We start from the raw sequence: 26,759 nt of genomic DNA on the forward strand, positions 1-26,759 counted from the left end.
ATAAAAAGGATCGACACGTGGAAGTTCGTCATGACTGGACAGTTGCTGAAGTAACAGCGCTGCTTGAAAAACCGTTTATGGATTTAATGTTTGAAGCTCAAGTGGTTCATAGACAGTACCAAGAGCACAACCACGTGCAGGTGAGTACGCTGTTATCGATAAAGACTGGTGCTTGCCCTGAAGATTGTAAGTACTGTCCTCAAAGTGCTCACTACCGAACGGATGTCGACAAAGAACGCTTAATGGAAGTTGAGCGTGTTTTGGATGCGGCGCAAAAAGCCAAAAATGCGGGCTCAACTCGTTTCTGTATGGGCGCGGCATGGAAAAACCCGAAAGAACGCGATATGCCTCACCTAACTGACATGATCAAAGGTGTGAAGGGTATGGGCCTAGAAACTTGTATGACACTAGGTATGTTAACGCCTGATCAAGCAGGTGAGCTTGCAGACGCAGGTTTGGACTACTACAACCATAACCTTGATACGTCGCCAGAATTCTACGGCAGTATTATTACCACTCGTACTTACCAAGATCGTTTAGATACGCTATCTCACGTACGTGATGCCGGGATGAAGATCTGTTCTGGTGGTATCATCGGTATGGGCGAAAGTACTAATGACCGTGCAGGCTTGCTTGTAGAGCTAGCGAACCTTCCTGTACACCCAGAGAGTGTGCCAATCAACATGCTCGTGAAAGTGAAAGGCACACCGATGGAAAACGTCGATGATGTTGAATCTTTTGACTTCATTAAGTTGATTGCGATTGCTCGTATCATGATGCCAATGTCTGCGGTTCGCTTATCTGCCGGTCGTGAAAACATGAATGAACAGATGCAGGCGATGTGTTTTATGGCGGGCGCGAACTCTATTTTCTACGGCTGTAAGCTACTGACTACGCCAAATCCAGATGAAGACACGGACATGCAGTTATTTAAGAAGTTAGGGATCAACAGCCAACAAGTGGCTCAGAAGCCTGATGAAATTCAAGAAAACGAACTGTTAGATCAAGTGGTGGAGCGCGTCGCTGCTCGTCCAACGAAAGATGACATGTTCTACGATGCCACTGTTTAAATCTCGTATCAAAAGAGCTCTTGCTCATCGCCGTGAGCAAGGGTTAACTCGTCAACTTAAGGTGTTAGAAAACAGTAACGGTCCTTTGCTTACTAGCGAAGGTTCTAGCTTCATTAATTTTTCGAGTAATGATTACCTAGGCTTGGCGAGCGATTCTGAATTGGTGGAGGCGTGGCAAGCGGGACTTTCTCAGTATGGTGCTGGCAGTGCGGCATCGCCATTGGTCACGGGTTTTAGTCCTGCTCATCGAAATTTAGAAGCTCAACTTTGTGAATGGTTGGGTTTTGAACGTGCCATTCTCTTTAGTTCTGGTTTCAGTGCTAACCAAGCCTTGTTGTTTTCTCTGCTCGAAAAAGACGACTCTCTGCTGCAAGACAGACTTAACCACGCCTCTTTGATGGAAGCGGGGGTGCTTTGTCCTGCAACAATGAAACGTTTTAAGCACAACGATACGCAGCACCTAGAATCGTTATTAGGTCGGTCTCCACAATCATTAGTCGTCACTGAAGGCGTATTCAGCATGGATGGTGACCAAGCACCTCTTGAACATATCTCTAGCCTGACTAATCAATACGACAGTTGGCTGGTGGTTGATGATGCTCATGGTATCGGTGTATTGGGTGATAAAGGGGCAGGGAGCTGCAGCGCGGCACAAATAACGCCCGATATTCTAGTCGTCACTTTTGGCAAAGCATTTGGTCTATCTGGTGCTGCAGTTTTGTGTTCGTCAGAAGCTGGTGACTACTTAACTCAGTTTGCTCGTCATCACGTTTACTCTACGGCAATGCCACCCTCACAAGCGGTGGCTTTGTCTCGTGCCTGTCAGATGATTCAAAATCAAGAGTGGCGCCGAGAAAAGCTGGCGGAGTTAGGGTCTCTCTATGCAGAGCAAATGAGCGGCTTGAAAGGTTTTGTGGATACTCAGACGCCGATCAAGCCGTTTTTAATCGGCGAAGCCCAATCTGCACAATCTATTGCTGAAGAGTTAAAGCAAAACCAAGTTTGGGTGACCGCAATAAGGCCACCAACCGTTCCTGCTGGAACCGCTCGATTACGAATCACGTTAACGGCTAAACATAGCCAAAAACAGATTCTGCAGTTAACCAGGTCGTTGCATCAAGCCATTGCACGAAACATCGACTCAGGCGTTAAATCGGGTATCCATCCAAGCTTTGAATCAACTAAAGAGGCTCAGTAAATGTCACAAGAAGCAGTAGTGGATAATTACGTCGGCCAAGACAAAAGTGCGATTGCCGAAGCCTTTGGTAAAGCAGCAACAACCTATGACAAACACGCTGAATTCCAGCGAGATGTCGGCCACAGACTGCTGGATAAGTTACCCAGTGATCTGTCAGGCTTTAAGGTGCTCGATTTAGGTTGTGGCACTGGCTATTTCTCCGAAGAGATGGTGAAACGAGGCGCTGAAGTGGTTTGCGCTGATCTTTCTGTTGGAATGTTAGAAACAGCAGAGAAGCGTTGTGGTGCATCTGTCTCTTTATATCAACAAGCCGATGCTGAACAATTACCGTTTGAAGATGGGTGTTTTGACATCGTTTTTTCTAGCCTTGCGTTACAATGGTGTGACGACTTATCGTCACCTTTGAGAGAGATGAAGCGTGTTACAGCGGTTGGTGGGCGTGTTATTTTCTCAACTTTGCTTGATGGGTCACTGTTTGAGCTGAAAAAGTCGTGGTCCAAAATTGACGCACATCAACACGTTAACCATTTTATTACAATCAATCAGGTAAAAATTGCGTTAGCGCAATCTAGCTGTGCGGCTCATCAACTAGACTTGCCCACCATCACCGTTTGGTACGACACTGCGTTTGAACTGATGCGCGACCTTAAAGGTATCGGCGCTAATCACGTAAGTGGTCGCTCACAAGGTTTAACAAGTCGTCGCATGTTGCAGCTTGTTGAACGGGAATATCGAGAGTTTAAAAACCATCAAGGTTTCTTACCAGCAACATATCAAGTTTGTTTAGGGGTTATTCAATTATGATTGATGCATTATTCATTGCAGGTACGGATACCGAAGTGGGAAAAACTGTGGTTTCAAAAGCGATTCTTCAAGCTTTGGCCGCACAAGATTTATCAACAATTGGTTACAAGCCAGTTGCTGCAGGGAGTGAAAAATCCCCCGAAGGACTACGTAATAGCGATGCACTGCATCTTCAAGAAGCGGCGACGCAAGATATTGCTTACGAAGACGTCAATCCATACGCGTTGTTGCTACCATCATCGCCTCACATCGCTGCTAAGCATGATGGTGTTGTAATTGATGAAGCGGTATTATCAGCGAAGTTAGAAGAGCATAAGAAAAACTCTGACATCGTGTTAGTTGAAGGTGCTGGTGGTTGGCGAGTCCCGGTTTCAGACGATGAATATCTTTCTAGCTGGGTTAAAAAAGAGCAACTGCCAGTGGTACTTACCGTGGGTATTAAACTTGGTTGTTTGAGCCACGCTCTATTAACGGCAGAAGCGATTCGTGCTGATGGCTTAAACCTAGTAGGTTGGGTTGCAAACCGTATCAATCCAGGTACTGAGCACTACGCAGATATTATTGCGATGTTGGAAGATAAGCTAGGCGCGCCAAAACTGGGTGAAATTCCTTACGTGCCAAAAGCAAAATCTAAGAACATTGGTAAGTACATCGATGTGCAGCCTCTTCTGAATCTATAGTTTCAATATTTTGTTTTCGTAAAAACCGAGTGTAATCTTTACACTCGGTTTTTTATTTAGGCTTCACTATCCCACATTACATCTTTCTATCTTCTTTGTTATCCGGTTTATAGCCCATTGTTCGAATATGTTCGCCGTGAATGGTGTTTTTCATTAGTGCCCACAAAGCATCAAGAAACCGTTTGTGGGCTTCATGATGTCGAATGTACTTAATATGAATAAATATATAAATTGCTATGAAAAGCAGGGTTGCGATTGTGACTCCGTAGGCTTCATACAAGGTGATTAGATTCATTTTTATCTCTCAATTTTATCTTCTTAAAGTGTGTTATTGGGCTAGATAGTTCAGCCATTTTTTACTTCTAAACCGATGGATACATGCAAACCATTTGAACAGAGTCTCCAAGAAAAACAGAGCGAAGATCCATTGAGGGCTTAACCCGATCAATAAAGCTCCTATTGCAGCTAAAGGTATACCAAAGCACCATTGGGTAAAGAGATCTTGGTATAAGCAGAACTTTACATCACCTCCTGCTCGTAACACGCCAACGACCATTGTTGTTGGGAGTGACCGCAAAACAATTCCGATACACAAAATCAAATAGAACTTATTGGCTAGCTCTCTAGTCGTGGCTTCCATCGAGGTGAAGAGATTTAGAATGCTGTCTTTGAGTGCGTATAAAGATAGAGATACACAAAGGGTAACCAAGAATGCGGTCGCAGTGAACACGATAGCGTGGTGGTAGGCGGACTGAAAATCTTTTGCACCTATATGGTTGCCAATAATGACGGCAGAGGCGTTGGCGATGCCAATCAAAAAGCTAAGCGAAAATGCTTCAATCGGTGTAATGATCGATAAAACAATCAGACCTTCGTCGCTTGCTTGTCCCATGATTGAGGTATAGGCAAATAATCCTCCTGCCCATAATGTAAAATTCACAGTGGTAGGGAAGGCCAAACAAGTGAGTTGCTTTATGTGGGTAAACTGTAAAGCTTGTTTGATATCTGAGGAATTGAATAAGGTTAAGCTTTTACTCAGGTTCAGATAGATAAGCGTTATAACGACTTCAAGCCCACAACTTATTAACGTTGCAATAGCGGCACCTTTCAACCCCATTTGTGGTGCACCGAAGTGCCCGAAAATGAATACCCAATTAAGTAATATATTAAGAATAATCCCAATACTACTTAAATATAGACTGGTTGAGGCTTGATGAACCGAGCGTAAGTAGGCGGCGATACTGCCTGTAAAAGCTACACAAAATAAACTAAAGCTGGTAACAAACAGATATTGAGAGCCTAAAGCTTGAACTTCAATGTTATTAGAAGACAGTCCCATTATCTGTGAATTTGCCAGCGCCAGAACACCAAAAGGTATTAAGGCGAGTAAGCTTGATAGTAACCAGGTTAATGCAGTACCTCTTCTTGTTCCTTGGTGATCTTTTTTTCCAAAATATTGAGCAATTAAGATCGCTCCGGCAGTTGTTACGCCAGAGAGAATAATGGTAGCAACAAATAAGGCTCGGCTAGCAACGCCTGCAGCAGCGATGTCATTTTCGCTCAATTGACCAATCATGATTAGGTCAATTACTCCTTTGCTAGAAAAAAAGATACTTTGTAGCGTTATAGGGAGCGCGAGAGCAAAAAGCTGCTTTAAGAGTGGGGCATTAAACCGCACCAGTGGGTTTGAAGTTATTGTTCTTTTTTTGGGAGTCATAGCACTAACAAGTAAGAAATACTGCTAGCAATTATGATTGTACTTTAGCACCCTATAAAACCACTTATGATGGGGTGTTACGTTCAAGTTCAAGAGGTCATATGCATACATTGGAACAATTGCGAGCTTTTGTCGCTGTCTATGAGGAACATTCATTTAGTGCTGCGGGACGTCGTTTAAAGAAAGACCGTACTACGATTCGAGAGTTGGTGAAATCTTACGAAGATTCATTAGGTTACGAGCTTTTTTCTATCATAGGAAGAAAGGCAGTCGCGAGCTCAGCGGCAGAAAAACTCTACCCACACGCTATTTTAGTTATTCGACAAGATAGTAAGTTGGCAGAAATCAGTAAGTTTTTATTTAACGATGCTAGAACACATTTTAATATCGGCTATGACACTGACTTTCCTTTTGATTTTTTGAAATGCCTCGAATTATGGGCTGCAAAATCTTTTCCATTTGTCAGTATTAATTGGCTAGCAAGAAACCGTGAAATTGGGCTGGAGGAATTGAAAAGTGCAGAGTTAGATTTTGCTTTCTTCCCGACAAGAGGTTCAATTTCATTGTCGTTCCCTGCCTATTTTCAACATCTTGGCTATGTCGATTATGGGTTATATGTAGGTTCGGATTCTAGATTAGCGACGAAAGAGAGTTTTGGCCTCGAAGATGCGCAGTTGGAGGTTCAATATTTGAGTGAAAACGCGTTAAAAGCAGAGGGCGTCATAAAGGCGTTCTCTTACTGTACACGTGTTGTGAGTAGTAGCGATCTCATTATTCAACTGCTTCAAGAGCAAGGGTGGGCGTTGCTTCCTAATCGAACGGCAGAAAATAGCGTGCGGAAGGGGGTGATACAAAAGAAAGAGACGAGCTTGCTTTGTAACGATTTCAAAGTGCCTTTTAGCTTGTTTCATACTATTGAGCTAGAGCGTGACCCATTTATCAAAGCGCTTTGTGAAGAGTGTGCTGTGCTGGCGAAACGGTATTTTCAATAGTGGTGTAGGCTATCGATAATTGTCTTATAAGGAAAGTTGAGGCACTGTCAGTTAGTCAATATAGAGTTCTACCAATAAGAAAAGGGCTGCGATTGCAGCCCTTTTACTAATTTAAGCCTATCAAAACTAAGCGTGGGATTAATGTTCTTTTGTTAGTCCCATTAAAGCTTGCTGTGTTTCAGTGATTTTGGTCTGCGCCGTTTGTGGTGTTAGGATTCCTATCTGCTTTTTCGCTTCTTCTTCAGTAATCCCTAGGTGACAGCACAGTAAATCGATAGCCATTTGAGTGTTAGTACCTTCAACCATGATTCTTCCCTTTTTGTACATGGACTAGCCAATAAATCATCTGAAGTCACTGTAAACGGATTGTTATATCGACACCATACGACTTAGGTCTAATAGACTAGGATTAATTAGGATAAGGTTTCGTAATCAAATGTTGCAATTTAATGCTTAACCTTGTTTTCTTAATCTAAGACTATATGTATAAGTAAGTATAAGTCTTCAAGGTTGGAATCTATTGCTGTCTGCCTTGTCTATAACAATAAGTTTTATAAAAACAGCTTTCATGCGGAGATAAGTAATGAAGCGAGTAATGTTGTTCCTTGCAACCAACCTAGCGGTTGTATTGGTACTAAGTGTTGTTCTTAATATTGTATACGCAGTCACAGGTATGCAACCCGGTAGCCTATCAGGCTTATTGGTGATGGCTGCGGTATTTGGTTTTGGCGGCTCATTCATTTCATTAATGATGTCGAAGAAAATGGCGCTACGCTCTGTAGGCGGTATGGTCATTGAAAGCCCACGTAACGAAACAGAACATTGGTTGATGGAGACGGTAAGCCGTCAATCTCAACAAGTTGGTATTGGTATGCCAACAGTGGCGATCTACGACTCGCCAGATATCAACGCATTTGCTACAGGTGCTAAGCGTGACGATTCATTGGTCGCAGTATCAACGGGCCTGCTACACAACATGACGCGTGACGAAGCTGAAGCGGTATTAGCTCACGAAGTTAGCCATATTGCGAACGGTGATATGGTGACAATGACTCTAATGCAGGGTGTTGTGAACACGTTCGTTATCTTCCTATCTCGTTTCATTGCGAATATTGTTGCGTCGAATGACAATGAAGAAGAGGGTGGCAGCAACATGATGGTGTACTTCGGTGTGTCTATGGTGTTGGAACTGGTATTTGGTTTCCTAGCGAGCTTTATTACGATGTGGTACAGCCGTCATCGTGAGTTTCATGCTGATGCAGGTGCTGCGCACTTGGTAGGTAAAGAGAAGATGATTGCAGCGCTAGAGCGTCTAAAGGTGAGCCACGAGCCACAACTAGAAGGTTCTATGATGGCTTTTGGTATCAATGGTAAGAAGTCTCTAACTGAGCTTCTAATGAGCCACCCGCCGTTAGATAAGCGTATTGCTTCTCTACGTAACATGTAGTCTCTAATACAAGCTGCGGTCGTTAAGCGGCAATATGTATTCTAAAGGCTTCCTTCGGGAGGCCTTTTTTGTACTTGCTGCTTAAGAAAAGGAACGGGTGTTTGTTTAATACGACTTGCAGTACTTGAATGGGAGAGGCTAGTTGGATATGTCAGGTTTGATTGACGGCTGTTGCTTTACTTAGGGCACTGTTGTTCGAGATATTTGTTCTACGCAACAAAAAGGCTTCCACGTGGGAAGCCTTTGTTTATTCGTTTGTTCGAATCTTACAGCTTGTCAGTCAGCTCGATTGCTTGACCGATGTAGTTTGCTGGTGTCATCTCTTTCAGGCGAACTTTCTCGTCTGCAGGGATTTCAAGACCGTCGATGAATGCACGCATGCCTTCGCCATCTACACGCTTACCGCGAGTTAGCTCTTTTAGCTTCTCGTATGGCTTCTCGATGCCGTAGCGACGCATTACTGTTTGTACTGGTTCAGCCAGTACTTCCCAGTTCTTATCTAGTTCAGCAAGTAGCGCTTCACGGTTAACTTCTAGCTTGCTAATACCTTTCAGAGTTGAAGTGTATGCAATGATTGCGTAGCCAACACCAACACCTAGGTTACGAAGAACCGTAGAGTCAGTTAGGTCACGTTGCCAGCGAGAAACTGGAAGTTTTTGTGCAAGGTGGCTAAATACTGCGTTAGCTAGACCAAGGTTGCCTTCAGAGTTTTCGAAGTCAATTGGGTTTACTTTATGCGGCATCGTAGAAGAACCGATTTCTCCAGCAATAGTCTTCTGCTTGAAGTGACCAAGAGCGATGTAGCCCCAAACGTCACGGTCGAAGTCTAGAAGAATTGTATTGAAACGAGCAACAGCGTCGAATAGCTCAGCGATGTAATCGTGAGGTTCGATTTGAGTTGTGTACGGGTTCCAAGTTACGCCAAGAGATTCAGTGATGAACTCTTCGCTGAATTGGTGCCATTCAACTTCAGGGTATGCAGAAAGGTGAGCGTTGTAGTTACCTACAGCGCCGTTGATTTTCGCTAGGATCTCAACGCTTTCGATTTGCTTGAATTGACGTTCCATACGGTACGCAACGTTCGCCATCTCTTTACCCATAGTAGAAGGAGAAGCTGGCTGACCGTGTGTACGAGAAAGAAGAGGAATATCACGGTACTCGTTCGCAAGTGCTTTGATAGCATCGATTACGTTACGAATTTCTGGAAGAATCACTGTGTCACGAGCTTCTTTAAGCATAAGCGCGTGAGATGTGTTGTTGATGTCTTCAGAAGTACATGCAAAGTGAATGAATTCGTTAACGGCGTGAAGCTCAGGAACGCCCGCAACTTTCTCTTTCAAGAAGTACTCAACCGCTTTTACGTCGTGGTTTGTCGTGCGCTCAATCTCTTTGATACGCAGAGCGTCTTCTTCGCTGAAGTTAGCGGCTAGTTCATCAAGAAACTGGTTAGCTTCTGCACTGAACGCTGGTACTTCTTTGATTGCATCAGTTGCTGCAAGCTTTTGTAACCAACGAATTTCAACGATAGAGCGGTACTTTAGTAGTCCAAACTCACTAAAGATGCTGCGTAATGCAATAGTCTTACTTCCGTAACGGCCGTCTACTGGTGAAACAGCAGTCAATGCTGACAGTTCCATGGTGTTCTCCTGAATTGAGTTTTCTAAATTTTGAGAGGTTTATACCAGTAACAATCTCAATTGTCACGCACATTGCGCAATCGTTTGCGTGAGAGTTGTGTTGATACAAAAAACAAGCTCGCGACGAGGCGCGAGCTAATAAATTACATTCGAGCTAGTAGGATTTGAGCCTGCTCGATCATCTTCTTGCGACCGAAGATAAGGTGGCGGCGTTTACCACCAACCTGGCGCCAAAGAACAGCACTTCGAATTCCTGACAGAAGGAGTGCACGAACTTTGTGCTGGCTCGATGTCTGTTGAAGTACCGCCGGTGTGCCAGATACCTGAATACGTGGGCCAATAGGGCTTACAACATCAAGGTAGATGCTCGCTAGGTTGCTGATCATTTGCTCGTCAAACAGATCAAAGTGTTCAGTTTGGCGTTCTGCAGTTTGAATGCGATCGCCAAGCTGAGACATTGAGTCGTTACGAGAAGATAGCTTACGCTCAAGAGCCATCAAGCTGATGATATAGCGAGTAATATCGCTACCAGCTGGAGTACTATCGATACCTTTTACTAAGCACTCAAGACCTAGCTTTAGGTTCGCTTCACGTCCAAATACGCCCACAGTGTTCGCCGGGTTGGTATTTAAAATAGCACTGAGTGAAGCTTCGAAGGCGTCTTTATCACAATGGCCGTCTTTCGCTACTTGTTGAACCAAAGCCACAGCTTGGCAAATTCCGGCGAAAGCAATCGTACGGTCATAAAGTGTATTAGCCACGTAGTAACTCCTAGTTGTCTTCTATCGTTTGTTGTTCGTTCGGTTAGATGCGCTTTTCGATGATACCGCCACCAAGACAAACGTCGTCTAGGTAGAACACTGCCGATTGACCTGGGGTCACAGCAATCTGTGGTTCATCAAAAATAACCTTAATGTTCTCATCATCAATTGGGATGATTGTACAAGGAATATCGGTTTGACGGTAACGTGTTTTTACCGTGCATGTCATAACTTCAGTAATTGGTGTGCGATTTACCCAGTGAAGCTGAGAAGCGATCAAACCTTCTGATTTTAGAAGAGGGTGATCTTTACCTTGCACTGCGATCAGAACATTACGCTTCAGATCTTTTTCACCAACAAACCATGGCTCTTCGTTACCGCCGCCACCTTTAGTGCCACCAATATGAAGGCCTTTACGCTGACCTAGCGTGTGGTACATCAAACCTTGGTGTTGACCAATAACTTGGCCTTCAGGTGTTTCGATGTTACCCGGTTGTGCTGGTAGGTATTTGCCAAGGAACTCAGTGAACTTACGCTCGCCGATAAAGCAGATGCCTGTTGAATCTTTCTTCTTCGCTGTGATCAAGTCTTGCTCTTCAGCAATACGTCGCACTTCTGGCTTCTCTAATTCACCGACAGGGAATAGGCTGCGTGACACTTGATCTGAGCTTAGCGTGTATAGGAAATAGCTTTGGTCTTTGTTGCTGTCTAGACCGCGTAGCATTTCTGGTTTTACGCCAGCATCAAGCTCTTCTTGAGTTGGGAAAGTACGACGAACGTAGTGACCCATCGCAATGTAGTCTGCGTCTAGCACTTCATCCGCGAACTCTAAGAATGCTTTGAATTTGATTTCTTTGTTACAAAGGATATCTGGGTTAGGCGTACGGCCTGCTTTGTACTCTTCAAGGAAGTATTCGAATACGTTGTCCCAGTATTCTGCAGCAAAGTTGATAGTGTGAAGGTGGATACCTAGTTTGTCACATACCGCTTGAGCATCAGCAAGATCTTCAGCTGCCGTGCAGTATTCTTCGTTATCGTCTTCTTCCCAGTTTTTCATGAAAAGGCCTTCTACCTGATAGCCTTGTTGCTGAAGAAGATACGCCGATACTGACGAATCTACACCGCCGGACATACCGACAATTACTTTCTTTTCGCTGTTTCCAGAGCTGATATCTGACATGTCTAAACACCGTTACTATTACTTGGTCGCAGATTCTAACAGAAAGAGAAACGCCGTGACAGATCCGAGACCGGAATCACAGTTTCATTTGCACAAATAGTGCGCTGACTTTGTTAGAGAATCGCATGAGAGCGAGGTGAGTCGCTAGGATGTCAGAAGTATATGTGGCATAGTCGCTCGAAATCCAAGACCTGAGATAAAAAAATGTCTGAACAAAATGAATTTATGCAAGAAGAAGAGTTGATTGAGATTATCGAAAACCAGCTTGAAGATGGCGAACCAGTGAAAGTGAAAGAGACGTTGATGCGTTTAATGATGACTGGTACTCCTCGTGAAGAGGCAATTGCGGCTATGGCATGTGCGCTGGCAATTGAAGTATTTGACGTTATGAAAAACGGCGCGGAGTTTAATCAAAAACGTTACGCAGAGCATTTGGGCATGCTGCCTGATTTAAGCTTTATGGAAGGCGAATAAAAAAAACCTTCAGCAAACGTTTGCTATAGTTTGAAAGATTGCCGCGTTAAATATAGCGCGGTAGAATCCGCCACCTATTTCCCCTTGACTTAGACTAGCCCTATGAAATTCCCTGGACAACGTAAATCAAAGCACTACTTTCCGGTTCACGCTCGTGATCCTTTAGTGAGCCAAGCTCAAAGCAGTAAAAGAATGTCACGCACTCATATTATCGGTATTGATCAAACATTGGTGGATATTGAAGCAAAGGTGAGTTCTGAACTTATTGAGAAGTATGGTTTGAGCAAGGGACATTCATTGGTTATTGGTGACGCAGCCGCTGAATCTTTATATCAAGAATTAAAAGAACAGTGCCTGATTACCAATGAATACGCTGGTGGCACAATTGGTAACACATTACACAACTATTCAGTGCTAGCGGATGACCGTTCAACACTGCTAGGTGTAATGAGCCAAGATATTAAGATTGGTAGCTACGGTTACCGCTATTTATGTAATACATCAAGCAGAATGGATCTGAACCATTTACAAGGGGTAGATGGCGCAATTGGTCGCTGCTTTGCATTAATTACAGAAGACGGTGAACGTACTTTCGCAATTAGCGAAGGACAGATGAACCAATTAAAACCAGAAAGCATTCCTGAAAAAATCTTCAAAAGTGCTTCTGCTTTAGTTTTAACGGCTTATTTAGTTCGTTGTAAGCCAGGCGACCCGATGCCAGAAGCAACAATGAAAGCGATCGAGTACGCGAAGAAATACGATGTGCCAGTCGTGCTTACACTGGGTACTAAGTTCGTTATTCAAGATGATCCAGAATTCTGGAAAGATTTCCTTGAGCAACACGTAACGGTTGTTGCAATGAATGAAGACGAAGCTGAAGCATTAACGGGTGAAAGCGATCCGCTTGCTGCATCAGATAAAGCGTTAGAGTGGGTAGACCTTGTTCTATGTACTGCGGGACCTGTTGGCCTATTTATGGCTGGTTATACGGAAGATGCAGCTAAGCGTGAAACGTCACTGCCTTTACTTCCAGGTTCAATTGCTGAATTCAACCGTTTTGAATTTAGCCGTCCTGCGCATAAAGATTTATGTGAAAACCCAACTAAAGTGTATTCGCACATTGCGCCATACATGGGTGGTCCAGAAAAGATCAAAAACACCAATGGTGCAGGTGATGCTGCGTTATCAGCTTTATTACATGATATGGCTGCTAATAAGTACCACAAAGAAAACGTACCAAACTCAAGTAAGCACCAACATTCGTTCTTGACGTATTCTTCTTTCTCACAAGTTTGTAAATATTCAAACCGTGCGAGCTATGAAGTGTTAGTTCAACACTCTCCACGTTTATCTCGCGGCCTTCCTGAAAGAGAAGATAGCCTAGAAGAAGCGTACTGGGAAAGATAAGTTACTTTCTTTAATCAGTAGTACTATCAGTATCAGTTAGTTTCTAATACTGATAGTACAAATATAAAAAAGGCTCCGAAAGGAGCCTTTTTTGTTTCTGAATATATTGAAGTCGTAAATAATACTTTGGTTGACTTAAATATTAATTCTATTGCTTAGTGTGTAATTGATTACTCACTAAGTAAACTAAATGTTTAGATAGCAAACTCTTCTAGAGATTTACCAGCATCTAGCTGTTCTTGGATAGCTGAAGGCGTACGGCCTTGACCTGTCCAAGTTTTCTCGTCGCCGTTCGCATCTACATATTTGTATTTTGCTGGGCGAGGAGCACGTTTAGCTTTTGTTGTTTTAGATTTTGCTTCACCAGAAAGTGCAGCAATAAGATCGGCAACATCAATTCCGTCTTTTGCAATTTGTTCAGCAATAGCAGAAAGTTTAGCTTCTTGTTCTGCTTTAGCCGCACGTTCTTCAGCTTCTGACTCTTGACGCTCTTGTACAACAATAGTTAGCTTGTCTAGCGCTTCTTCAAGTTGCTCAAGAGTTAATTCACGTGAGAACGCACGAAGGCTACGGATATTTAATAGAGTTTTTGTTAATTCAGACATGATATTTTCCATCAAGGTAAACTAAATAATCCTCCTAATAATAAACAGAGCCCAAGAATAAAACAAATAGTATTTCTTCTATTACATATTAAAATATAAAAGTGAGATGAATAGTTGAAAACTCAACGTTGTATTCCTATCGAATTTATAATAATTATTAAGATTATCTTAAAAAATGATATGTGACTGGTGGAGTAGTTCACCAGAGTTGACTATTCTGTTATTGATTACTTCATTAACAAAAAGCTATTTTTCTCGGAATGATATGTTGCATTGTTGCTCTTGATGAGTACAATTGCGGCTACCTGATGCGAGTCTTTGGTTAATTTGTTGTTAAACTCTGGTTTACACGGTTAATAATGTTATCGCACGTAGAGGTGCAATTATAAAAAGTAACTTCCGTTGGGGTGATGCCAATGAACGGGAATGAAAGGTGTAATTGCCGAAGTAAATTGTATATCTAAGCAATTTGCTGGGGTTGTGCTCAATAGGTACAACACTGCCATAGTCTTAATTTTAAACTATGGAGCGCTACTGTAGGGTTGGGTGAAGTGTTCACTTCCCTTTCGCTTAGTTCAACATGAACTTGGTCAGCCGTATCAAGTTTGTCTGCAGTAGATCTCTAGCCAAATAAAAAACTGGTTTTTGAAGATCATGAATTTAATAGATTTTGCAACATCGCCTTTATCACTGCTTCCTCCTTTGGTTGCATTGACTCTTGCTATTGTTACCCGACGTGTATTGGTTTCTTTGGGTGTCGGTATTGTTATGGGTGCGATTCTACTTGCTGATTACTCAGTAGGTAACGCAGCTAGCTACGTGTTTACTAAAGCATCTGGTGTTTTCATCGAAGATGGCGGCATTAACACTTGGAATATGAGCATCATTGCATTCCTAATTATTCTTGGAATGACAACTGCACTATTAACACTGTCTGGCGGTACTCGCGCATTTGCTGAGTGGGCACAGTCTCGCGTTAAGAGCAAACGTGGTTCAAAACTACTTGCTGCTTTCTTAGGTGTATTCATCTTCGTTGATGATTACTTTAACAGCCTAGCGGTTGGTGCTATCTCTCGTCCTGTAACAGACCGTTTCTACGTATCTCGCGCTAAGCTGGCTTATATCCTAGATTCAACGGCTGCTCCTATGTGTGTGATTATGCCTGCTTCTAGCTGGGGTGCTTACATCATCACTATCATTGGTGGCATCTTAGTGACACACGGTGTTACAGAGTATTCTGCACTGGGTGCTTACGTTCGTCTTATCCCAATGAACTTCTACGCTGTATTCGCACTACTAATGGTGTTTGCAGTGGCATGGTTCGGTCTAGATGTTGGTAAGATGCGTGAGCATGAAATCGAAGCATCTCAAGGCCGTGGCTTTGAAGGCGACAACGATCAAAAGCAAGCTCACGATCTAAACGAAGAGCTAGACATCGAAGAGAGCGAAAACGGTTCAGTTTCTGATCTAGTTATGCCAATCGTATCGTTAATCGTAGCGACGGTTGCCGCGATGCTTTACACCGGTGGCCAAGCGCTTGCTGCTGATGGTCAGGCATTTAATCTTCTAGGTGCGTTTGAAAACACAGATGTAGGCAAGTCTCTTGTTTACGGTGGCATCATCGGTCTACTTGTGGCGCTAGCGACTGTATTTAAGCAGAAGTTGTCTATGGCAGACATCGCAAGAACTATGTGGATCGGTGCAAGCTCTATGTTTGGCGCTATCCTGATTCTTGTGTTCGCTTGGACGATCGGTTCTGTCATCGGCGACATGAAAACAGGTTCTTACCTATCGTCTTTAGTAACGGGCAGCATTGATTACCACTGGCTACCAGTTATCTTGTTCCTTCTAGCTGGCGTTATGGCGTTCTCGACAGGTACATCTTGGGGTACGTTCGGTATTATGCTACCTATCGCGGGTGACATGGCTGCTGCATCTGACATCGCGCTAATCCTGCCGATGCTAAGTGCGGTTCTAGCGGGTGCTGTATTTGGTGACCACTGTTCTCCAATCTCAGACACAACAATTCTATCTTCTACAGGTGCTCGTTGTAACCACATTGACCACGTATCGACTCAGCTTCCTTACGCGCTGTCTGTGGCGTTCGTATCGTGCATTGGTTTCATTACCCTAGGTATGACATCTTCAATTAGCATCGCATTTGGCGCAGCGTCTCTAACGTTTGTCGCTGTATGTTTTGCATTGGCTTACTTCTCTCGCTGTAAAATGGCGACGTGCAAAAGCTAAAACTGAAAGCTAATCAGTAAACTATCAGGGAGGCGTTAGCCTCCCTTTTTTGTGCTTGTTAATTTAATTTTAAGTTTCGTGAAAAAAGTTCGAATAAATGGTTGAAAAAGGATCTCAGCTTAGTTAGTGTGGAGACAAGAAAGCAAACAACTGAAGAGCTTATAAGTATGCGTAAATTAGTAATGAACATTCATCACCATCATCACCCTATCTAGTCTTTCGGGGAGATTTACGTATACCCGGGAGCAAGAATTCTCCCGGAGGTTAAGTCAAAGAATTTAGATTTAAACCCTCGGGATGACAAAGTCTTCCGAGGGTTTTTTAGTTTTAGCGCTTTTAAATAATCAATAAATTCAAATATTTGCACAGGGATACAGCAATGCAGACACAACGCCTAAGAATCGCAATTCAAAAGAAAGGTCGCTTAAGCAAAGAGTGCCAAGATCTACTTAAAAAATGTGGTGTTAAATTTAACATCATGGGTGAGCGCCTAGTTGTTCATTCACTAAATATGCCAATCGACTTGTTACTAGTTCGTGATGATGACATCCCAGGTCTTATCATGGATGGTGTGGTTGACCTTGGTTTCATCGGTGAAAATGAACTAGAAGAAGTTCGCCTAGACCGTGTTGCTCTAAAAGAGCCATCAGAGTTTCGCACACTTCGTCGTTTAGACTTTGGTGGTTGCCGCCTTTCTATCGCAATCAACAAAGATGAAGTATACAACGGCCCACAAGATCTTGCGGGCAAACGTATTGCGACAACTTACCCACAACTACTCAAAGCCTACATGGATGAGCAGGGTGTTGAATTCAGCACTTGTATGCTAACAGGTTCGGTTGAAGTTGCTCCTCGCGCAGGTCTAGCAGACGCTATCGCAGATTTAGTTTCTACAGGTGCAACGCTAGAAGCGAACGGCCTAAAAGAAGCAGAAGCTATCTTCCAATCTAAAGCAACACTGATTCAACGTGTTGGTGAGTTTGACGCAGATAAAACCGCATTGATTGAAAAACTACTGACTCGTATGCAGGGTGTTCAACAAGCGAAAGAGTCGAAGTACATCATGCTTCACGCGCCAACCTCTCAGCTAGAGCAAATCAAAGCACTACTGCCTGGTGCTGAAGATCCAACGGTTCTTCCACTATCTACAGACAAAGACAAAGTTGCCGTTCACCTAGTAAGTACAGAGAACTTGTTCTGGGAAACAATGGAGCAACTGAAAGAGTTGGGTGCAAGCTCGATTCTAGTATTACCAATCGAAAAAATGATGGGGTAGTGACGATGAGAACCGTTGTTTGGCAATCTTTAAGTGAATCACAGCAAGATTCGGTATTAGAGCGTCCAGCTATTACTGAAGGTGCAAACATCACAGCGACTGTTTCTGATGTGATTGCAAAAGTACGAAATGAAGGCGATGCCGCACTTAAAGAGCTGACTGCAAAGTTTGATGGTGTGACTCCAGAATCTATTCGAGTTAGTTCAAGTGAAATCGAAGAGGCGTGTGCTCGTCTAACACCGGAGATGAAGCAAGCGTTAGAGCAAGCTTATAACAACATTGCTAAGTTTCACGAAGCTCAAAAGCCACAGCCAATTAAGGTTGAGACACAGCCTGGTGTTGTGTGTGAGCAAGTGACGCGCGCTATTAATACTGTTGGCCTTTATATTCCAGGTGGCAGTGCGCCACTTCCGTCAACGGTTCTTATGTTAGGTGTTCCAGCTCAAATCGCAGGTTGTCGTAAGGTTGTGCTTTGTTCACCTCCGCCAATCGCTGATGAAATCTTGTATGTCGCTAAGCTTTGTAAGATCGATGAGGTTTACAACGTTGGTGGTGGTCAAGCGGTGGCTGCAATGGCTTACGGTACCGAGAGTGTGGCTAAGGTCGACAAGATCTTCGGCCCGGGTAATGCCTATGTAACGGAAGCGAAACGTCAAGTAAGCAACGACTTCCGCGGCGCAGCGATTGACATGCCTGCTGGCCCGTCTGAGGTGTTAGTGATTGCCGATGAAACTGCAGATGCAGACTTCATTGCTGCGGATTTGTTGAGCCAAGCGGAGCACGGTCCTGATTCTCAGGTTGTACTGGTAACACCATCTCCAGTGGTTGCAGACCAAGTAACAGAAGCGGTTCAGAAGCAACTGAAAGAACTGTCTCGTGCGAACATCGCTCAGCAAGCATTGGCTTCAAGCCTAATCATCATTGCTGAATCTATCACTCAAGCGATTGCGATTTCGAACTTCTACGGTCCTGAGCACTTGATTGTTCAAACCAAGAATCCACGTGAATTGCTGCCATTACTAGATAATGCAGGCTCAATTTTCCTTGGTGACTGGTCCCCAGAATCTGCAGGTGACTACGCATCAGGCACAAACCACGTTCTTCCGACTTACGGCTATACCAAGACTTATTCAAGTCTAGGTTTGGCTGATTTCTCTAAGCGAATGACGGTTCAAGAACTAACGGCTGATGGTTTGAAAGGCCTAGCGCCAACAGTAGTAACAATGGCGGAAGCCGAAGGCTTGGATGCACACAAACGCGCTGTGACCATCCGAGTTGAAAAGTTAAATAAAGCAAAATAAGGGTAGGGCATGGAAAAGTTAGCAAGAAAACAAGTTCAGGCTCTGACACCTTACTTGTCTGCAAGACGCATTGGTGGCAGCGGAGATGTATGGTTGAACGCCAATGAATCTCCGTTTGATAATGAGTACAACCTGAACTTGTCTCGTCTTAACCGCTACAGCGAGTGTCAGCCAAAAGATCTGATTGACGTTTATGCCCAATACGCTGGTGTGAAATCAGAACAAACACTGACAACGCGTGGTGCTGACGAAGGCATTGAATTACTGATTCGTGCTTTCTGTGAGCCGAACGAAGACGCTATTCTTTACTGCCCACCGACTTACGGTATGTACGCAATCAGTGCAGAGACGATTGGTGTTGAGCGTAAAGTTGTGCCTCTGACTTCTGAATGGCAATTGGATCTTCCAGCGATTGAAGCTCAACTCGACAACGTAAAAGTGGTCTTTGTTTGTAGCCCAAATAACCCAACCGGTAATTTGGTGGATCGTAAAGACATCATCAATCTGCTTGAAATGACACAAGACAAAGCGATTGTGGTGATGGATGAAGCTTATATCGATTTTTGTCCAGAAGCGTCAACCGTTGATTTGCTTGAGCAATATCCAAACCTAGCGATCCTGCGCACCTTGTCGAAGGCTTTTGCTTTAGCGGGTTTACGTTGTGGTTTTACACTAGCGAATAAAGAGCTTATCGATGTGCTGCTGAAAGTGATTGCTCCTTATCCTGTGCCAATCCCTGTTGCTGACATAGCCGTTCAAGCACTTTCAGAACAAGGACTCGCGCGAGCTAAGTTCCAAGTTCTGGATTTAAGTGCTAACCGAGCGTATTTGCAAGCGGGTCTATTAGGCATGCCTCAAGTGACGGTATTTGATGGTTGGGGTAACTACCTACTGGTTAAATTCCCGAACGGCGATGAGTTGTTTAAAGCGGCTTGGGATACGGGCATCATCTTGCGTAATTCACCAATTGAAGACTGTGTTCGTATTAGTATTGGTAACCGCGAAGAGTGCGAAAAGACACTTGGATTCATTCGTAACTTTTATCAGTAACGAAAGGCTTACCAGTAATAACATTTGCCAGTTTGAGTTGATTAATCGCGGGCTGGCAAGTGAAACCAATATTTTGGGTTAGCGTTTGATTTTAGCTAGGCCACCAGATTTAAAATTAAAAGGAAGTTCAAGTGAGTAAACAACAGAAAATACTTTTTATAGACCGTGACGGCACCTTAATTGTTGAGCCGCCAGTTGACTTTCAAGTAGACCGTTTAGACAAACTAAAATTTGAACCGCTAGTGATTCCTAGCCTACTTGCACTGCAAGACGCTGGTTACCGTCTAGTAATGGTGACTAACCAAGATGGTCTAGGCACTGATAGCTACCCACAAGAAGATTTCGATGCGCCACACAATATGATGATGGAGTTCTTCGAATCTCAAGGCGTTAAGTTTGACGACGTGCTTATTTGCCCTCACTTTGACGAAGACAATTGCTCTTGCCGCAAGCCTAAACTGGGTATGGTTAAAGAGTATCTACAAGGCGGTAAAGTCGACTTCCAACACTCTGTTGTGATTGGCGACCGAATGACGGATCTTCAACTGGCAGAGAACATGGCTATCCGCGGTATCCAATATGGTCCGGATGCGGAAGCCGAAGGCACACTTAACTGGCCACAAATTGTTAAAGATCTGACGGTTAATGCACGTGTTGCTGAAGTGGTACGTACTACTAAAGAAACGGATATCAAGGTGGCAGTAAACCTTGATGAAACCGGTGGCAACAAGATCGACACTGGTATGGGCTTTTTCGACCACATGCTTGACCAAATCGCGACACACGGTGGTTTCCAAATGAACCTGACTGTGAAGGGCGACCTGCACATTGATGATCACCACACAGTAGAAGATACCGCTCTAGCTTTAGGCCAAGCATTGAAAGATGCACTAGGTGACAAGCGTGGTATCGGTCGTTTTGGTTTTAGCCTACCAATGGACGAGTGTTTAGCTCAGTGTGCGCTAGACCTTTCTGGTCGCCCATACCTAAAGTTCGATGCTAAATTCAGCCGCGAGCAAGTGGGTGATCTTTCAACAGAGATGGTGGTTCACTTCTTCCGTTCTCTAACCGATACATTGGCTTGTACGCTACACCTTTCTTCTGATGGCAATAATGATCACCACATCATTGAGAGCCTGTTCAAAGCGTTTGGCCGTACTCTTCGTCAAGCAATCAAAGTTGAAGGTAACGAGTTACCAAGCAGCAAAGGCGTTCTGTAAGGGATCGGTATGAAAGAGCAGAAAGTAGTTATTATTGATACTGGTTGTGCCAATGTGTCATCGGTGAAGTTTGCGATTGAACGTCTGGGCTACGCAGTTGAAATATCAAAAGAACCAGAAGTTGTTCTTGCTGCCGACAAGCTATTCCTACCCGGTGTAGGTACAGCAAGTGAGGCTATGAAGAACCTACAAGAGCGTGACCTTGTTAGCCTTGTGAAGCAAGTAGAGAAGCCTCTGCTAGGTATCTGTTTAGGTATGCAACTGTTAGGCAAACTGTCTCAAGAGAAAGGTCAAAAGGCTGACGAGTTAGTTGAATGCTTAGGTTTGTGTGATGGTGAAGTTCGTTTACTTGAAACGGGCGACTTGCCATTACCACACATGGGTTGGAACACCGTAACGGCAACACCGAATCACCCTTTGTTTAAAGACATTGAAGAAGGCGAGTACTTCTACTTTGTTCATAGCTTCGCAATGCCTGTAGGTGACTACACCATCGCACAATGTGATTACGGTAATCCGTTCACCGCAGCGGTTCAAAGTGGCAATTATTATGGTGTTCAGTTCCACCCAGAGCGCTCTTCGAAAGCTGGCTCTAAGCTGATTCAGAACTTCTTGGAATTGTAATAAGGATTAGGCAGCGGACAACGTTGCCATATAAGGAATGTAAATGATTATTCCCGCATTAGATTTAATTGAAGGCCAAGTAGTTCGCTTATTCCAAGGTGATTACGGGCAAGTAACAGAATACAAAGTAGACCCAGCAGAGCAGTTTAATCTGTACCACCAAGCTGGTGCAGGTTGGCTTCACCTCGTTGATTTAACCGGCGCAAAAGACACAACCGCTCGTCAGTTAGACTTGATCGCTAAGCTACTTGCTAGCACGCCTGCCAACATCCAGATTGGTGGTGGTGTACGTAACGAACAAGATGTCGTTGATCTGCTAGAAGCGGGTGCACAGCGCGTTGTGGTTGGTTCTACAGCAGTTAAGCAACCTGAGTTGGTGAAAGGTTGGATGGAGAAGTACGGCGCGGAAAAAATCGTGTTGGCTCTGGACATCAACATTGACGAAAGTGGCACACGTAAAGTCGCGATTTCAGGTTGGCAAGAAGATTCAGGCGTGACCATTGAATCGCTGATTGAAGACTACCTAACAGTGGGTCTTAAACACGTTCTATGTACTGACATTTCACGTGATGGCACGCTAGAAGGATCAAACGTCGAGCTTTACGTTGACCTTTGTAAACAGTACCCACAGGTTCAATTCCAATCATCGGGCGGCATTGGCAGCCTAGCTGATATCGAAGCTCTAAAAGGCAGCGGTGTTGCTGGTGTGATTGTGGGTCGCGCGCTACTTGATGGCAAGTTTACCGCAGAGGAGGCATTTGCATGTTGGCAAAGCGAATAATCCCTTGTTTGGATGTCCGTGATGGGCAAGTGGTTAAGGGCGTTCAGTTCCGTAACCACGAAATTATTGGTGACATCGTTCCGCTAGCACAACGCTATGCAGAAGAGGGCGCCGATGAGCTCGTATTTTATGACATCACCGCATCAAGTGACGGCCGCGTGGTTGATAAGAGCTGGGTAAAACGCGTAGCAGAAGTGATCGATATTCCTTTCTGTGTGGCTGGTGGTATTAAATCAGCAGAAGATGCAGCGCGCATTCTTGAGTTTGGTGCGGATAAAGTGTCTATTAACTCACCGGCATTGGTTAATCCGCAACTGATCACTGACCTTGCTGATAAGTTTGGCGTGCAGTGTATCGTTGTCGGTATCGATTCATACTTCGATAAAGAAACCGGTAAATATCAGGTTTACCAATTCACTGGCGATGAGGCGCGTACTAAAGCAACCAAATGGGAAACCAAAGATTGGGTGCAGGAAGTACAGAAACGTGGCGCAGGTGAGATTGTGTTAAACATGATGAACCAAGATGGCGTTCGTAACGGCTATGACATCGATCAGTTAAACATGGTGCGTGAAGTGTGTAATGTGCCGTTGATTGCCTCTGGTGGAGCGGGTGCAATGGAACACTTTGCTGAAGCCTATAAGAAGACCAACGTGGATGGAGCGTTAGCAGCTTCGGTATTCCACAAGCAAGTCATCAATATTGGTGAACTTAAACAGTATTTAAAACAACAAGATGTAGAGGTGCGACTATGAGTTTTGAAACCGCAAGCTTATCAAAAACAGAAGTAGGCGCATTATCAGAGCGTATTAACTGGGAAAAAGTCGATGGCTTAGTGCCAGCTATTGTTCAAGATTACCAATCGAGCCAAGTGCTAATGATGGGATACATGAACCCTGCAGCACTTGAGAAAACAGGTGAAACTGGCAATGTGACGTTTTTCTCTCGCACCAAAGAGCGCCTTTGGACGAAAGGTGAAACGTCGGGCAACGTATTGCAACTGCAAAACATCGCCTTGGACTGTGACAGTGACACCTTACTGGTTAAAGTTAATCCCATCGGCCCAACCTGCCACACCGGTACAACAACGTGTTGGGATGGAGACAAGCAAGAAGAGTCTCAGATGGTGTGGCTTCATCAGCTTGAGCAGCTACTGGCTGCCCGCAAGGACGCAGACCCTGAGTCTTCTTATACTGCCAGTCTATATGCCCGTGGCACCAAGCGTATTTCGCAAAAAGTGGGCGAAGAAGGCGTTGAAGTCGCGCTTGCGGCGACGTCGGGCGATAAGGCGGAATTAGTGTGTGAATCTGCGGATTTGATTTACCACCTAATGGTTCTTCTTCAAGACCAAGGCTTATCGATGAACGATGTGGTGAACAAATTAAAAGAGCGCCATAAGTAAGCTCTCTTTGGATTAATCAAACCACATAACAGATAGATAAAGCCCCGTAAACGTTGTCGTTTACGGGCTTTTTAGCGTTCAACTCCTGAGTATATATCTTCACTTTTAGGCCTCGTCATTCCGAGGAGCCTAAGCGACATCAGGAATCTCTTCTATTAATCTGACTTCCTAGTTGTGCGAGTTACCCGCAGCACTTCTTGTACTTCTTCCCACTACCACAAATGCACGGGTCATTACGGCCGATCTTGAAGCTTTCAACCGTTTGGTTTAAGCGAGGATCGATTTCTGGTTCTGGTTGGCTTTGCTCTGGAAACTCACCGTCGAGATAAAACCATAGGCCGTTTTCACGAACGAAACGCGAGCGCTCTTGCATACAGTACTGCGCGCCGTCTTCATTGAAGTAAGCTTTAAATTCAACAAAGCCTTCGTCTTGGTGCGAGCCTGTCGCGGTATCGATGACTTCTAAACCTGCCCAGTCACTGTCGATAGATTCGGCAATGCCTTCTCTTTGTGCTTCTGCATTGCAGCTAGGGTGGTAAGTCGCAACAACATAGTCAACCAAACCCAACACGTGCGCGGAATAACGAGAGCGCATTAATTGCTCTGGTGTTTCAACAACACTGTGGTTAAGGTGCGCTGATTCACAGCACTGTTGGTAAGTATTGTTGCTACCGCATGGGCATAAAGACATAGTCAGATCCTGTAAAAATGGCCTCTATTAAGAGGCCATAAATGAATGCGTGGGAGTTTACCAAGAAACAATCGCTCACCAAAGCTTAGTTTCTATTAAAGCTATAGTACGAAGTATGCTATTTCAGGGCTGGAGCCAATAGCTCTTGGGCCCAAGTCGTCGCTTCGTCATAAGCTTGACCAAGTTGAGCTTCACTCAGTTTGAGAAGCTGGCGAATACGAGTCGCTTCGTCCCAACGAGCTTGTTCATACGCAACTACCATCGCCAATACAGCACCTAACACGCCTTTACGTTGAATTAAGGCTTGTTTGATCTCTACGTCTATCGGCACTGAATCGAGTACTTGTTTCAATGGTTGGTCAAAGAGTGAGTCCAATAGAGAGAACATACCGGTCAAAAAGGCTTGTCCAGGTTCAACCTTAACATTCATCTTTTCGACTAAGAGTTCACACTGACGTGCGCGTATTACCGCTAAACCATAAAGAGAGTCGGGCTTATCTTCTTTCGCGGATGCGATAGCCACTAGTGAAACGAACTTACGTAGCTTCTGTTCACCTAGGTAAATAAGCGCTTGGCGGAATGAACGAATTGTCGTTGCTGATCCTCCTGCGGAGTTTACGTACGTAAGCAGCTTATACGACATGGTCACATCAAGCGTAATTAAACGCTCTACTTCACCAAAATCGATAGGGTCGTGTGCAATCTCTTTTAACAGCTGAACGGTAGTCAGAAATGCAGGGTTGAGCGCACGGGTTTGGATCATCTCTGGTTTGCTAAAAAAGTAACCTTGAAAGTAGGTAAAGCCCGCTTTCTTCGCTTCTTGGTATTCTTCGTATGTCTCTACTTTTTCGGCAAGGAACGTGATATCTAGTCCTTTGAGAGAGTTCATAAACATCGCCGCTTTGGCAATTGGAGTCAAACGGATGTCAAACTTGATAATCGAAACGAAGGGTAAGAAGCGTTTCCAAGCTTTACTTGGCACAAAATCGTCTAACGCGATCGTGTAACCCGCGTCATAGATTGTTTTGATTGCTTCAAGTAATTCGTCTGTTGGTTCGCAGTCTTCAAGAACCTCTACAACGAGGCTTTCTTTGGGGAACAGAGTAGGGACTAAGTTGATTAGGCTTGCGTAAGGGAAGTTTACGAACCCAAGCTTATCACCCAACGTATTATAGTGAGTTGATAAGAAGTGATCGGAAAGCAAACGGCTAGTAGCGAGCTCCGGCTCTACTTCAGGGAAAGTGTTCTTAGGACCGTCCCTGAATAGCAACTCGTAACCTATGGTTTTCTTGCCTGTATCGAGTATTGGTTGACGCGCTACGTATGAATATTTCAACTTGGTACTGTGTTCGGTTTATTTCTGGTAGAGAGATAATAGCTAATTCAGTAGAAATTACCATACACTTTCTAAGAAAGTCTGACCGACAATAATAATCAAACTGAAAGTTTAAGAGTGACGTTAAAAGCTATTGCTAAACGCTCGATTCTGTAGTTCAAAACTTTGCGGCGTGAACACCAGCACGGAACCTTGCGTATACCAATCGCCAAGTACGATACGGGTTTTAGTGCAATTGTTGGCACTGAATGTGTGGATGTCTGGACGGTGAGTATGACCGTGGATCATCAGAGTGACATTGTTTCGTTCCATCACATCTTCAACTTCTTGCTGTGTCACATCCATGATGTCGAGAGACTTGGTCTGCTTGTCATCTTTGATATCAGATTGAACCTTCGAAACAATTTTCTTCTTGATGAAAAATGGAATTCGATTGAAGACCCATTGTAACCATGGCTGATGCACTTTTTCGCGGAAGGCGAGGTACTTTACGTCTTCAGTACATAGCGTATCCCCATGCAACACCACTGCTTTTTGCCCGTAGATATCGATTGTCGATACTTCGTCGAGAAGTTGTACGCCCGTTTGCTTGGCAAATTTTTTACCGACAAGGAAATCACGGTTCCCTTGAGTGAAGTAACAAGGTACGCCTGTTTTCACCAAATCGATAAACGCTTGGCGAATAGAAGTCGCGAATTCACTCTTGTCGTCGTCACCAATCCAGAATTCGAAAAGGTCGCCTAACACGTAGAGCGCATCGGCTTCTACCGCTTCATTTTTCATGAAGGTTAGGAAGCAGTCCGTGATGTCTTGTCGTGACGGAGTAAGGTGAAGATCTGATATAAAATATGTTTTCATA

Annotated in this window: 27 protein-coding genes, 1 riboswitch and 1 other annotated feature; of the genes, 17 read left to right on the top strand and 10 right to left on the bottom strand. The window is 44.1% G+C overall.

The features are described 5' to 3' along the window. The first annotated feature begins 17 nt into the window (after window positions 1-17). Genes bioB through bioD form a run of 4 tightly spaced genes read left to right on the top strand, consistent with a single transcriptional unit; the run spans window position 18 to window position 3,752 of the window. Window positions 18-1,070 carry a biotin synthase BioB gene (bioB, locus tag ATB74_RS14040; protein ID WP_016792500.1) on the top strand — a complete coding sequence of 351 codons (1,053 nt, stop codon included), beginning with the start codon at window positions 18-20 and terminating at the stop codon, window positions 1,068-1,070. Then, window positions 1,057-2,268: an 8-amino-7-oxononanoate synthase gene (bioF, locus tag ATB74_RS14045; RefSeq protein ID WP_060982838.1), complete on the top strand. Its 1,212-nt coding sequence runs from the start codon at window positions 1,057-1,059 to the stop codon at window positions 2,266-2,268. The genes bioB and bioF overlap by 14 nt, the downstream gene beginning before the upstream one ends. Then, window positions 2,269-3,072, top strand: coding sequence for a malonyl-ACP O-methyltransferase BioC (bioC, locus tag ATB74_RS14050; protein ID WP_060982837.1), 804 nt, complete (start codon window positions 2,269-2,271; stop codon window positions 3,070-3,072). Beyond that, window positions 3,069-3,752, top strand: coding sequence for a dethiobiotin synthase (bioD, locus tag ATB74_RS14055; RefSeq protein WP_060982836.1), 684 nt, complete (start codon window positions 3,069-3,071; stop codon window positions 3,750-3,752). Before bioC ends, bioD begins: the two co-directional genes overlap by 4 nt. A 76-nt stretch (window positions 3,753-3,828) precedes the next feature. Here bioD and ATB74_RS14060 read toward each other — a convergent pair whose 3' ends face one another. Together ATB74_RS14060 and ATB74_RS14065 are read right to left on the bottom strand one after the other, a co-directional pair. Further along, window positions 3,829-4,047, bottom strand: a complete 219-nt coding sequence (locus ATB74_RS14060; RefSeq protein ID WP_060982835.1) for a hypothetical protein — start codon at window positions 4,045-4,047, stop codon at window positions 3,829-3,831. Window positions 4,048-4,080: 33 nt separating this feature from the next. Next, a complete protein-coding gene (locus ATB74_RS14065; RefSeq protein ID WP_244267558.1) occupies window positions 4,081-5,469 on the bottom strand; it encodes an MATE family efflux transporter in 1,389 nt (462 codons plus the stop codon). A 101-nt stretch (window positions 5,470-5,570) separates the two neighbouring features. Between ATB74_RS14065 and ATB74_RS14070 the strand changes: the two genes are divergently transcribed. Beyond that, the gene (locus ATB74_RS14070) at window positions 5,571-6,461 is read left to right on the top strand and encodes a LysR family transcriptional regulator (RefSeq protein WP_060982834.1); all 891 of its coding nucleotides are present in this window, start codon (window positions 5,571-5,573) and stop codon (window positions 6,459-6,461) included. A gap of 138 nt (window positions 6,462-6,599) precedes the next feature. Here the strand turns inward: ATB74_RS14070 and ATB74_RS24295 are convergent, their stop codons facing one another. Beyond that, window positions 6,600-6,767 (bottom strand): hypothetical protein, encoded by a 168-nt coding sequence (locus ATB74_RS24295; protein WP_017078977.1) that lies wholly within the window; start codon window positions 6,765-6,767, stop codon window positions 6,600-6,602. A gap of 277 nt (window positions 6,768-7,044) precedes the next feature. On the opposite strand from ATB74_RS24295, the gene htpX reads away from it, so the two are divergent. Then, complete coding sequence (htpX, locus tag ATB74_RS14075; RefSeq protein WP_060982833.1) at window positions 7,045-7,908, top strand: protease HtpX; 864 nt, start codon at window positions 7,045-7,047, stop codon at window positions 7,906-7,908. Between the two features lie 266 nt (window positions 7,909-8,174). Here htpX and purB read toward each other — a convergent pair whose 3' ends face one another. The 3 genes from purB to mnmA form a co-directional block, all read right to left on the bottom strand. After that, window positions 8,175-9,545, bottom strand: a complete 1,371-nt coding sequence (gene purB / locus ATB74_RS14080; RefSeq protein ID WP_019822492.1) for an adenylosuccinate lyase — start codon at window positions 9,543-9,545, stop codon at window positions 8,175-8,177. 143 nt (window positions 9,546-9,688) lie between these two features. Then, window positions 9,689-10,306: a high frequency lysogenization protein HflD gene (gene hflD / locus ATB74_RS14085; RefSeq protein ID WP_009848813.1), complete on the bottom strand. Its 618-nt coding sequence runs from the start codon at window positions 10,304-10,306 to the stop codon at window positions 9,689-9,691. A 43-nt stretch (window positions 10,307-10,349) separates the two neighbouring features. Further along, window positions 10,350-11,486 (bottom strand): tRNA 2-thiouridine(34) synthase MnmA, encoded by a 1,137-nt coding sequence (gene mnmA, locus ATB74_RS14090; protein WP_060982832.1) that lies wholly within the window; start codon window positions 11,484-11,486, stop codon window positions 10,350-10,352. 204 nt (window positions 11,487-11,690) lie between these two features. On the opposite strand from mnmA, the gene ATB74_RS14095 reads away from it, so the two are divergent. Both ATB74_RS14095 and ATB74_RS14100 read left to right on the top strand, forming a co-directional pair. Beyond that, complete coding sequence (locus ATB74_RS14095; protein ID WP_010439986.1) at window positions 11,691-11,960, top strand: hypothetical protein; 270 nt, start codon at window positions 11,691-11,693, stop codon at window positions 11,958-11,960. Between the two features lie 102 nt (window positions 11,961-12,062). Then, window positions 12,063-13,367 carry an inosine/guanosine kinase gene (locus tag ATB74_RS14100; RefSeq protein WP_017065317.1) on the top strand — a complete coding sequence of 435 codons (1,305 nt, stop codon included), beginning with the start codon at window positions 12,063-12,065 and terminating at the stop codon, window positions 13,365-13,367. A gap of 194 nt (window positions 13,368-13,561) precedes the next feature. Here the strand turns inward: ATB74_RS14100 and ATB74_RS14105 are convergent, their stop codons facing one another. After that, on the bottom strand, window positions 13,562-13,972 hold the full coding sequence (locus tag ATB74_RS14105) for an H-NS family nucleoid-associated regulatory protein (protein ID WP_017060262.1): 411 nt from the start codon (window positions 13,970-13,972) through the stop codon (window positions 13,562-13,564). Window positions 13,973-14,336: 364 nt separating this feature from the next. After that, window positions 14,337-14,514, top strand: a riboswitch (Lysine riboswitch). Window positions 14,515-14,626: 112 nt separating this feature from the next. Between ATB74_RS14105 and ATB74_RS14110 the strand changes: the two genes are divergently transcribed. The 9 genes from ATB74_RS14110 (at window position 14,627) to hisIE (ending at window position 23,873) form a co-directional block, all read left to right on the top strand. After that, window positions 14,627-16,219 (top strand): Na+/H+ antiporter NhaC family protein, encoded by a 1,593-nt coding sequence (locus ATB74_RS14110; RefSeq protein WP_060982831.1) that lies wholly within the window; start codon window positions 14,627-14,629, stop codon window positions 16,217-16,219. A gap of 190 nt (window positions 16,220-16,409) precedes the next feature. Continuing rightward, window positions 16,410-16,545: a sequence feature (His leader region), on the top strand. A gap of 53 nt (window positions 16,546-16,598) precedes the next feature. Beyond that, complete coding sequence (gene hisG / locus ATB74_RS14115; RefSeq protein WP_048617711.1) at window positions 16,599-17,495, top strand: ATP phosphoribosyltransferase; 897 nt, start codon at window positions 16,599-16,601, stop codon at window positions 17,493-17,495. Beyond that, the gene (gene hisD / locus ATB74_RS14120) at window positions 17,495-18,796 is read left to right on the top strand and encodes a histidinol dehydrogenase (RefSeq protein ID WP_060982830.1); all 1,302 of its coding nucleotides are present in this window, start codon (window positions 17,495-17,497) and stop codon (window positions 18,794-18,796) included. The genes hisG and hisD overlap by 1 nt, the downstream gene beginning before the upstream one ends. Window positions 18,797-18,805: 9 nt before the next feature. Next, complete coding sequence (gene hisC, locus ATB74_RS14125) at window positions 18,806-19,846, top strand: histidinol-phosphate transaminase (protein WP_060982829.1); 1,041 nt, start codon at window positions 18,806-18,808, stop codon at window positions 19,844-19,846. Window positions 19,847-19,977: 131 nt separating this feature from the next. After that, the gene (hisB, locus tag ATB74_RS14130; RefSeq protein WP_050646859.1) at window positions 19,978-21,066 is read left to right on the top strand and encodes a bifunctional histidinol-phosphatase/imidazoleglycerol-phosphate dehydratase HisB; all 1,089 of its coding nucleotides are present in this window, start codon (window positions 19,978-19,980) and stop codon (window positions 21,064-21,066) included. A 9-nt stretch (window positions 21,067-21,075) separates the two neighbouring features. Further along, a complete protein-coding gene (hisH, locus tag ATB74_RS14135) occupies window positions 21,076-21,690 on the top strand; it encodes an imidazole glycerol phosphate synthase subunit HisH (RefSeq protein WP_060982828.1) in 615 nt (204 codons plus the stop codon). Between the two features lie 43 nt (window positions 21,691-21,733). Beyond that, entirely contained in the window at window positions 21,734-22,471 is a 738-nt protein-coding gene (gene hisA, locus ATB74_RS14140; protein WP_060982827.1) for a 1-(5-phosphoribosyl)-5-[(5-phosphoribosylamino)methylideneamino]imidazole-4-carboxamide isomerase, read from the top strand. Next, entirely contained in the window at window positions 22,453-23,226 is a 774-nt protein-coding gene (gene hisF / locus ATB74_RS14145; protein WP_060982826.1) for an imidazole glycerol phosphate synthase subunit HisF, read from the top strand. The genes hisA and hisF overlap by 19 nt, the downstream gene beginning before the upstream one ends. After that, entirely contained in the window at window positions 23,223-23,873 is a 651-nt protein-coding gene (hisIE, locus tag ATB74_RS14150) for a bifunctional phosphoribosyl-AMP cyclohydrolase/phosphoribosyl-ATP diphosphatase HisIE (protein WP_009848800.1), read from the top strand. The genes hisF and hisIE overlap by 4 nt, the downstream gene beginning before the upstream one ends. A 181-nt stretch (window positions 23,874-24,054) precedes the next feature. Here hisIE and ATB74_RS14155 read toward each other — a convergent pair whose 3' ends face one another. From ATB74_RS14155 to lpxH, 3 genes are all read right to left on the bottom strand, one after another. Beyond that, window positions 24,055-24,564 (bottom strand): YchJ family protein, encoded by a 510-nt coding sequence (locus ATB74_RS14155; RefSeq protein WP_060982825.1) that lies wholly within the window; start codon window positions 24,562-24,564, stop codon window positions 24,055-24,057. 118 nt (window positions 24,565-24,682) lie between these two features. Beyond that, window positions 24,683-25,900, bottom strand: a complete 1,218-nt coding sequence (locus ATB74_RS14160) for an EAL and HDOD domain-containing protein (RefSeq protein WP_061018955.1) — start codon at window positions 25,898-25,900, stop codon at window positions 24,683-24,685. 123 nt (window positions 25,901-26,023) lie between these two features. After that, window positions 26,024-26,758, bottom strand: a complete 735-nt coding sequence (gene lpxH, locus ATB74_RS14165) for a UDP-2,3-diacylglucosamine diphosphatase (RefSeq protein WP_060982823.1) — start codon at window positions 26,756-26,758, stop codon at window positions 26,024-26,026. Window position 26,759 lies beyond the last annotated feature (1 nt).

The organism is Vibrio splendidus (genome assembly GCF_001557875.1).
In the GTDB taxonomy this organism is placed as follows: Bacteria; Pseudomonadota; Gammaproteobacteria; order Enterobacterales; family Vibrionaceae; genus Vibrio; species Vibrio splendidus_F.

What these genes read in the sequence shown, in the direction of transcription:
- ATB74_RS14110 (WP_060982831.1), top strand. Translation starts at nt 14,627, where the DNA reads ATGAATTTAATAGATTTTGCAACATCGCCTTTATCACTGCTTCCTCCT.
- lpxH (WP_060982823.1), bottom strand. Translation starts at nt 26,758, where the DNA reads ATGAAAACATATTTTATATCAGATCTTCACCTTACTCCGTCACGACAA.
- hisC (WP_060982829.1), top strand. Translation starts at nt 18,806, where the DNA reads ATGGAAAAGTTAGCAAGAAAACAAGTTCAGGCTCTGACACCTTACTTG.
- hisA (WP_060982827.1), top strand. Translation starts at nt 21,734, where the DNA reads ATGATTATTCCCGCATTAGATTTAATTGAAGGCCAAGTAGTTCGCTTA.
- bioC (WP_060982837.1), top strand. Translation starts at nt 2,269, where the DNA reads ATGTCACAAGAAGCAGTAGTGGATAATTACGTCGGCCAAGACAAAAGT.
- mnmA (WP_060982832.1), bottom strand. Translation starts at nt 11,486, where the DNA reads ATGTCAGATATCAGCTCTGGAAACAGCGAAAAGAAAGTAATTGTCGGT.
- ATB74_RS14100 (WP_017065317.1), top strand. Translation starts at nt 12,063, where the DNA reads ATGAAATTCCCTGGACAACGTAAATCAAAGCACTACTTTCCGGTTCAC.
- ATB74_RS14155 (WP_060982825.1), bottom strand. Translation starts at nt 24,564, where the DNA reads ATGTCTTTATGCCCATGCGGTAGCAACAATACTTACCAACAGTGCTGT.
- bioF (WP_060982838.1), top strand. Translation starts at nt 1,057, where the DNA reads ATGCCACTGTTTAAATCTCGTATCAAAAGAGCTCTTGCTCATCGCCGT.
- purB (WP_019822492.1), bottom strand. Translation starts at nt 9,545, where the DNA reads ATGGAACTGTCAGCATTGACTGCTGTTTCACCAGTAGACGGCCGTTAC.
- ATB74_RS14070 (WP_060982834.1), top strand. Translation starts at nt 5,571, where the DNA reads ATGCATACATTGGAACAATTGCGAGCTTTTGTCGCTGTCTATGAGGAA.
- ATB74_RS14060 (WP_060982835.1), bottom strand. Translation starts at nt 4,047, where the DNA reads ATGAATCTAATCACCTTGTATGAAGCCTACGGAGTCACAATCGCAACC.
- bioD (WP_060982836.1), top strand. Translation starts at nt 3,069, where the DNA reads ATGATTGATGCATTATTCATTGCAGGTACGGATACCGAAGTGGGAAAA.
- hisH (WP_060982828.1), top strand. Translation starts at nt 21,076, where the DNA reads ATGAAAGAGCAGAAAGTAGTTATTATTGATACTGGTTGTGCCAATGTG.
- ATB74_RS14065 (WP_244267558.1), bottom strand. Translation starts at nt 5,469, where the DNA reads ATGACTCCCAAAAAAAGAACAATAACTTCAAACCCACTGGTGCGGTTT.
- hisIE (WP_009848800.1), top strand. Translation starts at nt 23,223, where the DNA reads ATGAGTTTTGAAACCGCAAGCTTATCAAAAACAGAAGTAGGCGCATTA.
- ATB74_RS24295 (WP_017078977.1), bottom strand. Translation starts at nt 6,767, where the DNA reads ATGGTTGAAGGTACTAACACTCAAATGGCTATCGATTTACTGTGCTGT.
- ATB74_RS14105 (WP_017060262.1), bottom strand. Translation starts at nt 13,972, where the DNA reads ATGTCTGAATTAACAAAAACTCTATTAAATATCCGTAGCCTTCGTGCG.
- hisG (WP_048617711.1), top strand. Translation starts at nt 16,599, where the DNA reads ATGCAGACACAACGCCTAAGAATCGCAATTCAAAAGAAAGGTCGCTTA.
- hisF (WP_060982826.1), top strand. Translation starts at nt 22,453, where the DNA reads ATGTTGGCAAAGCGAATAATCCCTTGTTTGGATGTCCGTGATGGGCAA.
- htpX (WP_060982833.1), top strand. Translation starts at nt 7,045, where the DNA reads ATGAAGCGAGTAATGTTGTTCCTTGCAACCAACCTAGCGGTTGTATTG.
- ATB74_RS14095 (WP_010439986.1), top strand. Translation starts at nt 11,691, where the DNA reads ATGTCTGAACAAAATGAATTTATGCAAGAAGAAGAGTTGATTGAGATT.